This is a genomic window from Achromobacter sp. UMC46, assembly GCF_014170335.1.
In the GTDB taxonomy this organism is placed as follows: Bacteria; Pseudomonadota; Gammaproteobacteria; order Burkholderiales; family Burkholderiaceae_B; genus Achromobacter.
The window spans coordinates 44,752-60,313 of the sequence record NZ_LZZS01000031.1; the positions used below are offsets into that span (position 1 = coordinate 44,752).

Annotated in this window: 12 protein-coding genes; 11 read left to right on the forward strand and 1 reads right to left on the reverse strand. The window is 66.7% G+C overall.

The genetic code is table 11. The features are described 5' to 3' along the window. Positions 1-19: 19 nt before the first annotated feature. The 11 genes from A9973_RS21140 (at position 20) to A9973_RS21190 (ending at position 14,548) form a co-directional block, all read left to right on the forward strand. Positions 20-1,267 carry an amidohydrolase family protein gene (locus tag A9973_RS21140; RefSeq protein WP_183015643.1) on the forward strand — a complete coding sequence of 416 codons (1,248 nt, stop codon included), beginning with the start codon at positions 20-22 and terminating at the stop codon, positions 1,265-1,267. 5 nt (positions 1,268-1,272) lie between these two features. After that, positions 1,273-2,931, forward strand: a complete 1,659-nt coding sequence (locus A9973_RS21145) for an amidohydrolase family protein (protein ID WP_183015644.1) — start codon at positions 1,273-1,275, stop codon at positions 2,929-2,931. 1 nt (position 2,932) lies between these two features. Continuing rightward, positions 2,933-3,910: a GTP-binding protein gene (locus A9973_RS21150; protein WP_183015645.1), complete on the forward strand. Its 978-nt coding sequence runs from the start codon at positions 2,933-2,935 to the stop codon at positions 3,908-3,910. A 90-nt stretch (positions 3,911-4,000) separates the two neighbouring features. Further along, a complete protein-coding gene (locus A9973_RS21155) occupies positions 4,001-5,050 on the forward strand; it encodes an ABC transporter substrate-binding protein (protein WP_183015646.1) in 1,050 nt (349 codons plus the stop codon). Between the two features lie 285 nt (positions 5,051-5,335). Beyond that, the gene (locus A9973_RS21160) at positions 5,336-7,348 is read left to right on the forward strand and encodes a TonB-dependent receptor domain-containing protein (protein ID WP_255469260.1); all 2,013 of its coding nucleotides are present in this window, start codon (positions 5,336-5,338) and stop codon (positions 7,346-7,348) included. Between the two features lie 187 nt (positions 7,349-7,535). Next, positions 7,536-8,306: an SDR family NAD(P)-dependent oxidoreductase gene (locus A9973_RS21165; RefSeq protein WP_183015648.1), complete on the forward strand. Its 771-nt coding sequence runs from the start codon at positions 7,536-7,538 to the stop codon at positions 8,304-8,306. Positions 8,307-8,355: 49 nt separating this feature from the next. After that, a complete protein-coding gene (locus A9973_RS21170) occupies positions 8,356-10,566 on the forward strand; it encodes a thiamine pyrophosphate-dependent enzyme (RefSeq protein WP_183015649.1) in 2,211 nt (736 codons plus the stop codon). After that, positions 10,550-11,272, forward strand: a complete 723-nt coding sequence (locus A9973_RS21175; RefSeq protein ID WP_183015650.1) for an SDR family NAD(P)-dependent oxidoreductase — start codon at positions 10,550-10,552, stop codon at positions 11,270-11,272. Before A9973_RS21170 ends, A9973_RS21175 begins: the two co-directional genes overlap by 17 nt. 8 nt (positions 11,273-11,280) lie before the next feature. Continuing rightward, positions 11,281-11,982 carry a GntR family transcriptional regulator gene (locus A9973_RS21180; protein WP_183015651.1) on the forward strand — a complete coding sequence of 234 codons (702 nt, stop codon included), beginning with the start codon at positions 11,281-11,283 and terminating at the stop codon, positions 11,980-11,982. A gap of 12 nt (positions 11,983-11,994) precedes the next feature. After that, positions 11,995-13,224, forward strand: a complete 1,230-nt coding sequence (locus A9973_RS21185) for a dihydrolipoamide acetyltransferase family protein (protein WP_183015652.1) — start codon at positions 11,995-11,997, stop codon at positions 13,222-13,224. A gap of 127 nt (positions 13,225-13,351) precedes the next feature. Further along, complete coding sequence (locus tag A9973_RS21190; protein ID WP_183015653.1) at positions 13,352-14,548, forward strand: ABC transporter substrate-binding protein; 1,197 nt, start codon at positions 13,352-13,354, stop codon at positions 14,546-14,548. Between the two features lie 17 nt (positions 14,549-14,565). On the opposite strand, the gene A9973_RS21195 is transcribed toward A9973_RS21190, so the two are convergent. After that, positions 14,566-15,456, reverse strand: coding sequence for a LysR substrate-binding domain-containing protein (locus A9973_RS21195; RefSeq protein ID WP_183015654.1), 891 nt, complete (start codon positions 15,454-15,456; stop codon positions 14,566-14,568). Positions 15,457-15,562: the final 106 nt, after the last annotated feature.

Genomic DNA, 15,562 nt, shown 5'->3' on the forward strand with positions numbered 1-15,562 from the left:
TCCACAACAAGGAACTTTCATGGCATCCGTATTGTTCAAAAACGCGAACCTGCTTGATCCCTTGCAGTCCGACCTGCTGGAAGGCCACCATGTGCTGGTCGAGGACGGCGTCATCAAGGAAGTGTCGGACAAGCCCCTGTCCAGCGCGTCCGCGCAGGTGATCGACGCCGCCGGCCGCACGCTGATGCCGGGCCTGATCGACCTGCACGTGCACGTGCTGGCCACGCAGCTGAACCTCAGCACGCAGGGCGTGCTGCCGGATGCGCTGGTGATGATGCGGGCGGTGCCGATCATGGCGGCGATGCTGCGCCGCGGCTTCACCACCGTGCGCGATGCGGGCGGCGCAGGCTGGGGGCTGAAATGCGCGGTGAACGAAGGCACGGTCAAGGGGCCGCGCCTGTTCATTTCCGGCCGCGCCATCAGCCAGACGGGCGGCCATGGCGACCCGCGCCCGCGTTCCGACCATCTGCGCCCGATGAGCTTTTGCGGGTGTTGTTTCCGCGCCGGCGACATCGGCCGCGTGGCCGACGGCATCGACGATGTGCGCAAGGCCGTCCGCCAGGAACTGCAGATGGGCGCCGACCAGATCAAGATGATGGCGTCGGGCGGCGTGGCATCCCCCACCGACCCCATCGCCTCGTTCGGCTATTCGGAAGAAGAGATCCGCGTCATCGTCGACGAGGCCGCCAGCCGCCAGACGTACGTGATGGCGCATTCCTACACGGCCGACGCCATCGAGCGCGCCATCCGCAACGGCGTGCGCACGATCGAACACGGCAACCTGATCGACGAGCGCGTGGCGCGCCTCATGGCCGAGAAGGGCGCGTTCGTGGTGCCTACGCTCATCACCTATGAGGCGCTGGCCAACGAAGGGGCCGACTACGGCCTGCCGCCGGACTCGGTGGCGAAAATCGCCACCGTGCGCACCGCCGGCCTGCATTCGCTGGAAATCTACAAGAAGGCGGGCGTGAAGATCGGCTACGGGTCGGACCTGCTGGGGCCGTCGCAGCGCCTGCAAAGCGAAGAGTTCCGCATCCGCAACGAGGTCCTGTCCACGCAGGAAGTGATCCAGTGCGCCACCACGACCGCGGCCGAAGTGCTGAACCAGGTCGGCCAGCTGGGCCGCATCCAGCCGGGCGCCGTGGCGGATGTGCTGCTGGTGGACGGCAACCCGTACCGCGACTTGTCCTGCCTGCTGGGGCAGGGCGAACATCTGGCCCTGATCATGAAGGGCGGCGTCATCGAACACAACGCATTGGGGGTGTAAGTGCCATGAGCGATCCCACGTTTTCGCAATCGGAAGTCGGCGAGGAATCCCGCGACGTCAACGCCGCCAAGGGCTGGCATCCGCCGTCCGCGCCGGCGCCGCGCGACCGCGGCCTGGGTCCGTTTCCGCGGTTGATCCTGCGCGGGGCGACGATCATCGACGGCACCGGTGCGCCGCCTTGGGGGCCGGTGGACATCGTCATCGAAAACGACCGGATCACGGCGCTGGTGAACGTGGGCACGCCGCACAAGGCCATCGACCCCAAGCGCCGGCCCGGCCCGGGCGACCACGAGATCGACTGCCACGGCAAGTTCGTGACGCCGGGTTTCGTGGACGCGCACGCGCATATCGGCACGCCGTACCATGCGATGAGCGGCATCGTCCCGCCCGCCGACTACATCTACAAGCTGTGGCTGGCGCATGGCGTGACGACGGTGCGCGAGATGGGCGCGATGGGCGGCCTGGGCTGGACGATGGAACAGCGCGAACTGTCCGCCGCCAACAAGATCGCCGCGCCGCGCATGGTGGTGCATTCGGTGTTCCCCGCCGTGAACGACCGCGTCAAGACCATCCACACGCCGGAGCAGGGCCGCGAGTGGGTGCGCAAGCTGGCCGCGCGCGGCGCGGACGGCATCAAGTTCTTCGGCGCGCCGCCCGCCATCATGGAAGCGGCGTTGGACGAAGCCGCGCAACTGGGGCTGCGGTCCGGCTGTCACCACGCGCAGATGGCGGTAACCCGGGTGAACGCGCTGAAGTCCGCGCGGTGGGGGCTGACCAGTTCCGAACACTATTACGGCCTGCCCGAAGCGCTGTTCGAAGACCGCATCGTGCAGTCCTTCCCCACCGACTACAACTACAGCGACGAGTACTACCGCTTCGCCGTGGCCGGCCAGACCTTCATGCAGGCCGCGCAACCGGGGTCGGCCAAGTGGCGCCAGGTCATGGACCAGTTCCTGGAACTCGGCCACACCTTCGTGCCGACCTTCAACATCTATGACGCCAACCGCGACCTGATGCGCGCGCGCCGCGCCGACTGGCACGACGAATACACCTGGAAGGCGGTCTGGAAATACTTCCAGCCTCAGCGCGGCGGGCACGGCGCCTATTGGTACCGCTGGAGCACCACCAACGAGATCGAGTGGAAGCAGAACTACCGGCTGTGGATGCAGTTCATCAACGAATACAAGAACCTGGGCGGGCGCGTGTGCGCGGGCAGCGATTCGGGCTTCATCTTCCAGATATACGGCTTCGGCTTCGTGCGCGAACTGGAACTGCTGCAGGAAGCGGGCTTCCACCCCATCGAAGTGCTGCGCGCCGCCACTTCGCAAAGCGCCGCGCTGCTGGGCATCGATGACGACACCGGGTCCATCGACGTGCAAAAGCGCGCAGACCTGCTGATCCACGACCAGAACCCGCTGACCGATTTCAAACTGCTGTTCGGCACCGGCGCCATGCGTCTGAACGACGACACGGCCAAGGTGGAATGGAAGCGTTGCCTGCAGACGACGATCAAGTCCGGTGTGGTGTACGACACCGCGGAACTGCTGGCCGACGTGCGCAAGATGGTCAAGGACAGCTGGGCGGAAGACGCGGACGGTGAACGCCCGCCCTTCGGCGGCTCGCCCGCGGGTTCGCCTTGCGACAACGCGGAAGAAGGCGCCTGACATGGCCGTTGACCTGTTCCTGCTTTGCGGTTTCCTGGGCAGCGGCAAGACCACGCTGCTGGTGGACTACCTGCGCGACCCGGCTTCCCGCGACACCGGCGTGATCGTCAACGAGGCGGGCGAGGTCGGCGTGGACGGCGCCATCGTCGCCAATGACAGCGACAACGTGCCGATGACGCTGATGGCCAACGGCTGCGTCTGCTGCTCGCTGCGCAGCGACCTCGTCTACACCCTGAGCGCGCTGCTGGATGCGCCACGCCCCGAAGGCGAAGGTCCGCTTCAGCGCGTGATCCTGGAATGCAGCGGTTTGTCCCGCCCCGGGCCGATCATCGCGTCGCTGGCCGATCCCGAGCTGGCCGGCCGCGGCCTGCGGCTGACGGTGGTCTGCACCGACGACTGCGCGCGGGACCCCGACGCGCTGGCCCAGATGGACGAAGCCATGGCGCAGTTCGGCGCCGCGCACCGCATCGTGCTGACGAAAACGGATCTGCTGCCGGCAGGCGAACTGGCGGCGCGCGCCGAGCGCGCTTCCGGCCTGAACCCCCTGGCCGCCGTCATCGCCGACCCGGACCGCCGGCGCGCGGTGCAATCGGCGTTCGCGCCGTCGCAAGGCGTGGCGGATCTGGCGGGACTGGCCGCGCGGATGCTGACCGCAGGCGGGCAGGGCATGGCGCACCCGCGCATCCGCGTCATGGCGGCGCGTGCGCACGCCGGCATCAGCTGGTCGGATTTTTCGGAATGGCTGGACAACCTGGCGGGCCTGTGTGGCGAACGCCTGTTGCGGGTCAAGGCGGTGGTGCGCGTCAACGATTGCGCCGACCCCATCCTGATCCAGTCCGTGGGCACCACCTTCAGCGCGCCGCAACGCCTGACCCGGCAGCCCGATGCGCCCGACGCCATCATCGTCATCGCGCGCGACATTGACGCTCAGGAAATTCGCGCCTCCGCGCCCCACGCGTCCGTGGACATGCTGGCCTGAACACCGCTAGAACCCGGGAAGCGCGGCCGCCAGCCGGCCGCGCTTTCGCACCGTAGCAAGTCGTCAGTTCCCCTTCGATACGAGGTTGTTATGCAAGAGAAAAACCTGACTCGCCGTGGCTTCATCAAGACCGCTTCCGGCCTGGCGCTGGCTCCCGCGCTGGGCTGGGTGCCGGGCATGGCGCACGCCGCCGAAAAAGAGATCGTCGTGGGCACCTGGGGCGGCGACTACCAGAACCTGCTGCAACAGATCATCAACCCCATCGTCGATAAGAAGGGCGTGAAAGTCGTCTACGACACCGGCAACGCCGTGGGCCGCGTGACCAAGCTGCGCGCCGAGAAGAACTCGCGGCGCGGCAGCATGGACGTGGCGCTGCTGGGCGAAGTCGACATGTACGATGCCGAACGCTCGGGCACGCTGGAGCCGATCGACGCCAGGAAACTGCCCAACCTGGCGCACGCCATCGGCGCGCTGAAGACGCCCTATTCGATCCCGCACATCTTCAGCGCGATGACGCTGGTCTACAACACCGAGAAATTCCCGACCCCGCCGGATTCCCTGGAGGCGCTGCTGGACCCCAAGTGGAAGGGGCAGGTCGGTTTTTCCGACATCCTGTACCTGTACAACGCGGTCTTCGTGGGCCTGGGCGCGGGCGGCGACACCAAGAGCTTCGACGGCGGCAAGCGCTTCCTGACCAAGCTCAAGGCCAACGCGCCGCGCATCTACCCGTCCAACGAGGCGGTCGCGTCCGCCTTCAAGTCCGGCGAAATCGCGATCGCGTGCATGTGGAAGGCGCGCGCGCTGCAATGGAAGGACAGCGGCTTGCCGCTGGGCTTCGTGATCCCCAAGGAAGGCTCGGTGCCCGTGTCGTTCGAGGCCGGGATCGCCAAGAACAGCCGCAACAAGGACGCCGCGTGGGAATACCTGAACGCGATGCTGGACCCGCAAGGCCAGATCGGCTTCGCCGAAAAAATGGGCTACGCGCCCACGGTCACGAATGCGTCGCTGCCGGAAAACCTGAAGCGCGTGGGCTTTACGGATGCTGAAGTGAAGCTGCTGCATGCCTATGACCTGAAGCGCCTGACGGAAGGCAAGGCCGACATCCTGGAATTCTGGAACAAGGAATTCAAGGCGGGTTAATGAGGCCGGCGCCCGGACGCAGCGGCGCTGTGTCCGGACTTTCCCGCGCGGGTCGGCGCGGCCCCTGAAGGATCGGATTGCGCCATGGCGGCATGGCGCGTTCCCCCTGGGTCATCTTGCGGCAATCTTGAAATGTTATATCATTCGTCAGCTATTTGTAATGATATAACATCCAAGAGGGCAAAGATGAAAGGCAAGCAGCTAGGGGCCGATGAGGAAAGAGGCGGGGCGGGGGCCCTGCGGGCAAACCGCCGGGGCGCGTTGAAGCCGTTGATGTGTTCGCTGATGCTGATCGCGCCGGTCGGCCTGGCCGAGGCCCAGACCGAATCCGAACGCGCCAAGACGTTGTCCCCGATCACCGTGTCCGCCAATCCGTTGGGTCTGGACCTGAACAGCACGACCTTGCCGGCCTCCGTGCTAGAGGGCGACGCGCTGATCGAACAACGCGCCGGCACCTTGGGCGAAACGCTGAAGAACCTGCCCGGCGTCAATAGCGACACCTTCGGCGGCGGCGCCAGCCGTCCGGTGATCCGCGGCCAGAGCGCGCCGCGCGTCAAGGTGCTGTCCGACGGGTCCGAGGTGATGGATGCGTCCAGCATTTCCCCCGACCACGCGGTGACGGTCGAGCCGCTGCTGGCCGAGCGCATCGAAGTGCTGCGCGGCCCGGCGACGCTGCTGTATGGCGGCGGCGCGATCGGTGGCGTGGTGAACGTGGTGGACAAGAAGATCCCCACCACCGTGCCGGAAAATGGCATCGAGGCCGAGGCCGAACTGCGCGGCGCGACGGGCACGAAGGAACGCGCGGGCGCCGTGGGCATCACCGCGGGCGAAGGGCAGTTCGCCGTGCGCGTGGAAGGCATGAAGCGCCGCACCAGCGACTACGACGTGCCCGATTGGCCGGGCGGCAAGCTGGCGGGGTCGTACAGCGAATCGTCGCAAGGCTCGGTCGGCATGTCGTGGATCACGCCGCGCGGCTATGTGGGCCTGGCGTTCACCCACCTGGAAAGCAAGTACGGCCTGCCGGGGCACAACCACGAATACGAGGGCTGCCACCCCCACGGCACGCACCTGCATTGCGGCGGCCACGACCACGGCGAAGAGGAAGCCGGACACGACCACGAGCACGAGCATGGGGGCGGCGACGTGCCCTACGTGAAGCTGCGCAGCAACCGCCTGGACCTGCGCGCGGAATATCAGGACCCGTTCGCGGGCTTCGAGAAGATCCGCGTGCGCGGCGGCCTGACCGACTATCAGCACGACGAGATCGAAGGCGGCCAGGTCGGCACGCGTTTCAAGAACAAGGGCTACGACCTGCGCGTGGAGCTTCAACACAAGCCGATTGCCGGTTGGCGCGGCGTGGTGGGCGTGCAGAACGCCTACAGCGACTTCCGGGCCGACGGCGAAGAGGCGTTCCTGCCGCGCAGCAAGACGCGCTCCAATGGCCTGTTCGTGCTTGAGGAATACCAGTTGAACGACTGGCGTTTCGAATTGGGCGCGCGGCAGGACTGGCAGCGCATATCGCCGTCGGGTGGCGCGTCGCGCAGCAGCTTGTCGGGCACGTCGCTGTCGGCCGCGGCCATCTGGGACTTTGCGCCGCAGTACTCCGTGGCGCTGTCCCTGTCGCGTTCGCAACGCCTGCCCAACGCGCAGGAGCTCTATGCCGACGGCGTCCACCTGGCCACCAACACGTATGAGCTGGGCAACGCCGACCTGGGCCGTGAGACCTCGCACAATATCGACCTGACCTTGCGCAAGCACTCGGGCGACACGACGTTCTCGGCCAGCGTGTTCCACAACCGCGTGAAGAACTACATCTACGCGAATACGCTGGACCGCTACGAGGATTTCCGCCTGATCGAGTACACGCAGCGCGACGCGGAATTCACGGGTGTCGAGGGCGAACTGCGCCATCAGTTCACGCCGGTGTTTTCGGCGGCGGTGTTCGGCGACTACGTGCGCGGCAAGCTGACGGGCGGCGACGGCAACCTGCCGCGCATTCCGGCGGCGCGCGCGGGCGTGCGCGGCGAAGTGAAGTGGCAACAGTGGTCGGGCGGCGTGGAATACGCGCGCGTGTTCTCGCAAAAGGACATCGCGTCGTATGAAGACAGCACCCCGGGCTACAACCAGGTCAACGCCGTGGTCGCGTATCGCGGCCGCTACGGTGCGACGGGCTATGAAGTCTATCTGCGCGGCACCAACCTGCTGAACAAGCTGGCCTACAACCACGCCTCGTTCATCTCGTCGGTGGCGCCGCTGCCGGGCCGCAGCGTGCTGCTGGGCGTGCGCATGACGTATTGATCGCTTCGGCGTCCCACGCGGACGCCTGCCGCGATCCGGATGCCGGGGCCATGTGCCCCGGTTTTTTATCGCGCCGCAGCCGGCCGGCGCTACGGGTAGACCCCGATACCGATCTTGTTGACGCTTACCGACGCCGTTCCTAGAATCGAATTTGTGATCACATATCAGAAATAGCAGAGACAAAGGCATGACCCAGCAGCTATTCAGTGTCCAAGACAAGATCGTTTTGATTACCGGTGCCGCGGGCGGCATCGGCGCCGCGCTCAGCCGGGCCTTTGGCCAACGGGGCGCGACGCTGGTGCTGGCCGACCTGGCGGGGGAAAAGCTGGACGCCCTGGCGTTCGAGCTGCGCGAAGCCGGCGTGAAGACCGGAGCCATCGCGCTTTCCGTCGACAACCGCGAGGCCTGCGCGGACGCGGTGGCCGACGTGGTGTCGCGATACGGCGGCGTGGACATCCTGGTCAACTGCGCCGGCGTCAATACGCGCATGCGTCCCGAGCTGTATGCCGAAGACGTGTGGGACCGCATCGTGGACATCAACCTGAAGGGCACGTTCAACATGTGCCAGGCCGTGCATGCGCCGATGAGCCTGCGCGGCAAAGGCAAGATCATCAATATCGGTTCGATCCTGGCGCTGGCCTCCAACGCCGTGACGGCGGCCTATTCGGCCAGCAAGGGCGGCGTGCTGCAGCTGACGCGATCGCTGGCATGCGCCTGGGCGGCGGACGGCATCACCGTCAACGTGATCCAGCCGGGCTGGATCGACACGGCGCTGTCGCGCCAGGCGCGGGTGGACATCCCGGGCCATGCCGAACGGGTGGTGGCCACCACGCCGCTGGGCCGTTGGGGCGAACCGGACGACCTGGTCGGCGCGACCCTGTTCCTGGCCAGCGCCGCATCGGATTTCGTGACGGGCGCCAGTCTGGTGGTGGACGGCGGCGTGACCGCGCATATCTGAACGGCAGGCAGCCGGCCCGTCAGAGGCTGGGCCGCCACAAGGAGGAGACATGCTTTTCGAGGACATCGGGCAGACGACAGAAGCGCGCACGCTGGTAGTGGAAGACAGCGACTGGGCGCAATTGACGCGCGCCGACGCCATGCGCTTGACGACCCTGTTCCTGGCGGCGCGACGCTTCGAGGAAAAGATCCTGCAGCTGGACAAGCTGAACCTGGTGCACGGGCCGGCGCATTCCAGCATCGGCCAGGAAGGCGGCGCGGCGGGCTGCATCGCGGCCCTGCCGGCAGACACCCTGATGAACGGCACGCACCGCGCGCACCACCAGTGCGTGGCCAAGGCGGTCAACGCGCTGTATGACGAGGGCATGGATCCGGCCGCCAGCGGGCTTAGCCCCCGCATGCGCCAGGAGATCCAGGGCCTGATGCACGAGATCCTGGGGCTGAAAGACGGATGGACGGGCGGACGCGGCGGTTCCATGCATTTGCGCCGCGCCGACCTGGGCATCATGGGCACCAACGCCATCGTCGCCGGTGGCATCCCCATCGCCTGCGGCCATGCGTTCGCGGAAAAGCAGCGCGCATCGGGCAAGCTGATGGTCACCTTCTTCGGCGACGGCGCGGTGCATCAAGGCGCGACGCACGAAGCCATGAACCTGGCGGCGCTGTACGGCCTGCCGATGATCTTCTTCCTGGAAAACAACAAGTACGCGGTGTCGATGAGCGTGGAGCAGTCCACGTTCCAGACCGAACTGCTGACCCGTCCGCAGGCGCATGGCATTGCGGCCGTCAAGGTGGACGGCATGAACCCGTTCGCCGTCTGGCTGGCCACGCGCTGGGCCCAGGCGCATATCGAACGGGAAGGGCGCCCCGCCTTCATCCTGGCCGAGGTCTACCGCTATTACCATCAGAGCTCGTCGATCCCCGGCAGTGCGTTCGGCTACCGCACGCGCGACGAGGAAAATGCCTGGAAGGCGCGCGACCCCTGGCTGTTCCTGCAACGCGAACTGACCGCGCGCGGCATCCTGGACGCCGACACGCTGGCCGCCCTGGACGCCACCGTCACGGACGCCGTGGAGGCAGCCGCCGCTTCCTGCGTGGAAGGCACGGGCTCCGCCACCCGCATCCGCGCCGAACTCTGGCCGGCGGCGGCAAGTGTCGACGACCACCTGACCAGCGACATGCGTGAGTTCGACGGCGCGCGTTTCGCCGAGGCCGAGGACTTCGATGCCGACGACATGGAAAGCCTGTCCTACATCGAAGCCATGTCGCGCACCATGGGCGCGCGTATGGCCGAGGACGAGCGCATCTACGTGTTCGGCGAAGACGTCGCCAACATGGGCGGCGGCACGGTCGGCGCCACGCGCGGGCTGACGGAACCGTACGCGGGCCGGTTGGTCAATACCCCCATCACCGAGAACGGCTTCTGCGGGCTGGCCACGGGTGCGGCGCTGTCGGGCCTGCGGCCCGTGGTCGAACTCATGTACAGCGACTTCTTCCTGGTCGCCGGCGACCAGTTGCTGAACCAGGCGGGCAAGATCCGCCACTTGTTCAACGGCACGGCCAGCGTGCCCCTGGTCTTGCGCACGCGCATTCCGGGAGCGGAGGGCTACGGTTCGCAGCATTCGATGGACCCCGCCGGCGTGTTCGCGCTGTTTCCGGGATGGCGCATCGTGGCGCCGTCGAACGCCTTCGATTACGTAGGCCTGATGAATTCGGCGTTGCGCTGCCAGGATCCGGTGCTGGTGATCGAGCCGCAGGAACTGCACAAGCGCAAGACGCCGGTGCCCAAGGACTTGGACTACTGCATCCCCATCGGCCGAGCCAAGCGCGTGCAGGAAGGCGACCAGATCACGCTGCTGGCCACGCTCAGCATGGTGGAGCGGTGCCGGCAGATTGTGGGCGAAACCGGCGTGCGCGCCGACATCATCGACCTGCGCACGCTGTCGCAGCGCGATATCGACTACGACACCATCGGGCGTTCGGTCATGAAGACGGGCCGCGTCGCCATCGTCGAACAGACGACGCGCGGCGCCAGCCTGGGTGCCTTGATCGCCGACGAGATCCAGCGCCGCTATTTCGATTATCTGGACCAGCCGGTGCAGCGCGTCACGGGACGTTGGGCGCCGCCCACCGTGTCGCAGGCGCTGGAACGCGCAGCGCTGGCGGACGAAGACGACCTGCGCGCCCTGATTGCCGGCATGCTGCGCGACAGCGCGCTGGACAACCGCAACCAAGGAAACGTCCATGCCCTGCGCGCTTGAAGGAAAAACCATCCTGATCACGGGCGCGGCCGGCGGCATCGGCAGCGAAACCGCGCGGGTCTGCGCCGAGCAGGGCGCGGCGCTGGTGTTGGCCGACCGCGAGGCGCCCGAGGCGCTGGCCGCCGAATTGCGCCGGCTGGGGACTGCGGCGCAGGCGATCGCGTTCGACGTGACCGACCGTGCGGCGGCCGAAGCGGCGGTGCAAGGCATCGACCGGCTGGATGCGCTGGTGGCCAACGCGGGCTATTGCCCATGGGACGATTGGACCGCCGACGGCTGGGACGACGTGTTCCGCCAGGTCATCGACATCAATCTGCTGGGCGTCATGCACCTGACCCGCGCGGCCCTGGCCAAGATGGCGGCGCAGGGCGCCGGCCGGATGGTGCTGGTGTCGTCGGTGGCGGCGCGCATGGGTGGCCTGGCGGCCAGCCCGCACTATGTGGCGGCCAAGGGCGGCACGCACGCCTTCGTGAAATGGCTGGCGCGCAAGGCGGCGGATTCGGGCGTTACCGTCAACAGCGTGGCGCCGGGCGCCACCGCCACGGCCATGGTGCAGGGCGCGGCCCTGGATGCGAATAGAATTCCCTTGCGACGCATGGCCCAGCCCCGCGAGATCGCCTTGCCCATCGCCTTTTTGTGTTCGGATGGCGCAAGCTACATTTGCGGCGCCACGCTGGACGTGAACGGTGGCGTCTACATGAATTAGGCGCCGACATGGACAACAGCATCTTGGAAGGCCTGCTGGACAAGCAGGAACGCGTGACCGTCGCGGATCAGATCTATCTGCAGACGCGCCAGCTCTTGATGAGCGGCGCGGTGCCGCCCGGCGAAAAGGTCACCTTGCGCGGCCTGGCCGCCGCCTTGAACACCAGCCCGATGCCGGTGCGCGAAGCCGTGAACAGGCTGGTGGCGGAAGGCGCGCTGGAAATGCTGCCCAGCCGCGGCCTGCGCGTCCCCAAGCCCAGCCTGCCGAAGTTCCGCGAGATCGTGCGGATCCGCTGCTGTCTGGAAGGCTTCGCCGCCGCGGAAGCCGTCAAGGTGATCAGCGACGAGACCGTGGCGCGCATCGAGCGCCATGCGCAAGATTTCGACAAGCTGGGGCACCAGCGCAAGATCGACACCTTGAAGACGATCGAAGCGAACCGGAACCTGCACTTCACGCTGTACGAAGCGGCGGCGATGCCGCTGCTGGTCACGATGATCGAGAACATCTGGCTGCAGATCGCGCCCTTGTTCTCGCTCAGCATGAGCAGCAAGGACCGCCAGTCGGAAAGCTGGGAATCGTTCAGCCATCATGACGCGCTGCTGGCGGCGCTGCGGCGGCGCGACGCCGAGGGCGCGCGCGACGCAGTGGTGGCGGACATTTCCGATGCGGCGGCCTATATCGAGAAGACAGGCAACTTGGCCATTACCTGAAGCGAGTCAGACATGGATATCGAAGTCGTGATGCCCGCGATCGGCGCGGGCACGACAGAGGGCAGGATTCTCCAGTGGTTGAAGCAGTCCGGCGACAACGTGAAGGTGGGCGATATCCTGGCCGAAATCGAAACGGACAAGGCGGTCATTGAACTGGAGGCCCTGGACAGTGGCGTGCTCGGGCGTATCCATGTCGAAGCGGGCGACTCCGCGGTGCCGGTAGGCGACGTGATTGCGACGTTGTCGGCGGCGCCGGCTGCTAGGGATGCGCCGGCCGCTCCCGTGCCGGCGGCTCCTGAACTGGCGGCACCGCTGCCCGCACCCCGGCCCGCGGCTGCCGCCTCCCCCGTCGAACCGCCCGCGCACCGGCTTTTCGCCAGCCCCTCGGCGCGCCGTCTGGCGCGCATCATGGGCGTGGACCTGAACGCGCTGGCCGGCAGCGGCCCGAACGGCCGGATCGTGCGCGTGGACATCGAACAAGCCGCCGGGCGCCGCCCCGTCGACGACGCGAGGCCGCCGGCGGCCGCCGTCAAACCGGCCCCCGCGCCCGTGGGCGCGCTGACGCCGCACACGCCGATGCGCGCCGCCATCGCGCGCCGGCTGGCGCAGTCCAAGCAGCAGATCCCGCACTTCTATCTGACGGTCGATTGCCGGATGGACGCGATGATGGCGGCGCGCGAATCCTTGAACGACCGCGCACAGGCCGGCCCCGACCCCGTCCGCTATTCGCTGAACGACCTGCTGATGCTGGCGGTCGCACGCGCCGTGGCGACGGTGCCGGAGATCAACGCGCAATGGACCGACGACGGCGTGCTGCGCCAGGATCAGGTCGACCTGAGCGTGGCGGTGGCGCTGGAAACGGGGCTGATCACGCCGATCGTGCGCGACGCCGGCCGGATGGGGCTGCGCGAGCTGTCGGCGCAGATCCGGCAATTGGCGGAGCAGGCGCGCAGCGGCCGGTTGCGGCCCGAGCAATACGAAGGCGGCAGCCTGACGGTGTCGAACCTGGGCATGCATGGCGTGAAGTCGTTCGCGGCGATCATCAATCCGCCGCAATCGGCCATCCTGGCGGCCGGCGCGGTGACGCGCCAACCGGTGGTGGACGGCGACGCGCTGGCCATCGGCCATGTGATGAGCCTGACGCTGTCCGCCGACCACCGCGTGGTGGACGGCGCGCTGGGCGCACGGTTTTTGAAGGAAGTCCGGCATTTCATGGAGCATCCCATCGAATTGATTCTCTAGCGTGTTGAGTGGGGAAGTTGTCTTGGCAGTGTCCACATCAGCAGCGCGCAGGGTGGACCGCGAACGGCGCACAGACCGATGGCGGCGGTAAGTCGAAGCACCATTACATAAAGTCTGGAGACAAACAATGAACAAGCAGAAATCGCTGACGCGCCTTGCGTTGGCTGCCGCATTGGCCATGGGCGCGCAGGGCGCCTGGGCGCAAAGCGAAATCAAGATCGGATACAACAGCGACATGTCCGCCAGCGGCTCGGCCGACTTCGGCGTGTCGGCGCTGTCTGGCGCCAGGCAGGCCGCAGAGGAGATCAATGCCGCGGGCGGCGTGCTGGGCAAAAAGATCGTCATCGTGCCGCGCGACGACGTGGGCTCGCCGCCCAAGTCCATCCAGAACGCCAACGAACTGGTCGACAACGAGAAGGTCGTGGCGATGCTGGGCGGGGTGAACTCGGGCAACATGCTGGCCTGGCTGCACATCGTGCAGCAAAAGAAGATCCCGACCATTTCGCCGTCGGCCACAGCTACCGAGATCACCAACCGCTACAGCAAGGAACCCGCCAACTACATCTTCCGCGTGTCGATGCGGGACCTGGATCAGATCACGCTGCTGGCGGCCTACGCGGCGCGCGCCACCCAGAACAAGAAGGTCGCCATCATCGCCGACACCACGGGCTATGGGCAGCAGGGCGCGAAAGACGCGGCCGCCGTGCTGCAGCTGCACGGCATCACGCCGGTGGCCAACGAGAAGTTCGGTCCGAAAGACACGGACATGAGCTCGCAGCTGAACAAGATCAAGGCGTCGGGTGCAGACACGCTGATCGTCTACGCACTGGCCGATTCCAACGGCCATCTGATGCGCAGCCAGGAGAAGATCGGCTACTACCCGACCACGCTCGGTTCCTGGTCGAATCTGAGCCCCCCGTTCCTGCGCATCGCGGGCCCCGAACTGGCGAAGAAAATGATCTTCTCGGCGTCCATCACCCAGGACTCCACGCCGCAGTCCAAGGCGCTGTACGACACCATCATGAAGAAGGAGGGCAAGCTGCCCACCTACGTGTTCGCGGCGCACGCCTATGACTCGGTGAAGATCCTGGCCGCGGCCATGACGCAGGCCAAATCCACCGACGGCGAAAAGGTCCAGCAGGCGCTGGAGAACCTGGGCCCGGTGGACGGCGTGATCAAGCGCTATGCGCCGGCCTTCACCAAGGCCAACCATGAAGCGCTGTCGTACAAGGACTTCCGCCTGGTGCGCTGGATCGATGGCAAGGTGGTGTCGGTGGACGACGCCGTCACGCAGGCCATCAAGCCCGAAGACCTGAAGCAGTGACAGGCGCGCGGCCGGGCCTAGGCCTGGCCGCGGCTCAGGTGGTTGACGAAGAGCTTGGCGGCGGAGGGCAGCGAATCGAAAGACCGCACGCAGATCTGGATTTTGCGGCGCGCCCAGGGCTCTGCCAGCGGGATGATGCGCAGGTCGAACATGACCGAGTAGCGGCGCGCGATGTCCAGCGGCAGCACGCCGATGCCCAGCCCTGAATTCACCATGAAGCACAGCGCGTCGAAGCCCGTGACTTGAACCTTGAGCCGGATGGCGCGCTTTTCGTCGTCGGCGGCGTTGGACAGGATGCGGTTGATGGCGCTGCCGCGGTGCAGGCCGATGAAGTCGTGTTCCAGCGCGTCGGCGAAGCGAAAGCCCGGCTTGTCGCGCAAGGGGTGGTCGGCCGGCACCACCAGCGCCAGCGTGTCTTCGCGGTAGGGGTGGATCTCGACGTCGCCGTCGGGCGCGTCGCCGGAAAAGATGCCCACGTCGGCGGCGTTCTCGGCCACGGACTTGATGATGGTGGACGTGATCTTTTCTTCCAGGTCCACCTGCACATTGGGGTAGTCGTTCAGGAACAGCTTGATGTCTTGGGGCAGGAACTGCGTGATGGCGGAAATGTTGGCGTAGACGCGGATGAAGCCGCGCAGGCCGCGCGAGTAGTCGCGCATCTGCACGGCGATCTCGTCCAGCTCGTGCAGGGCGCGGCGCGCCATGGTGGACAGCGCGATGCCGGCCGGGGTGGGGCGGATGCCTTTGTTGGTGCGGATCAGCAGCCGGATCTTCAGGTTTTCTTCCAGCTCGCTGATGCGCTTGCTGATGGCGGCCGCGGCGATGTGTTCGTGCTCGGCCGCCGCCGCGATGGTGCCTTGTTCGACCACGCTGATGAAAAGCTTGAGGGAAGTGGGGTCTAAACGCATGGCGGCAGGCGAAGGCGGCAAGGGAACGGCCATTGTAGCCAGCCGGGGCCTTGCCATCGCGTTTGACGATGGCGGCATCGTTAATGACTGCTATTGGGGACGGCAA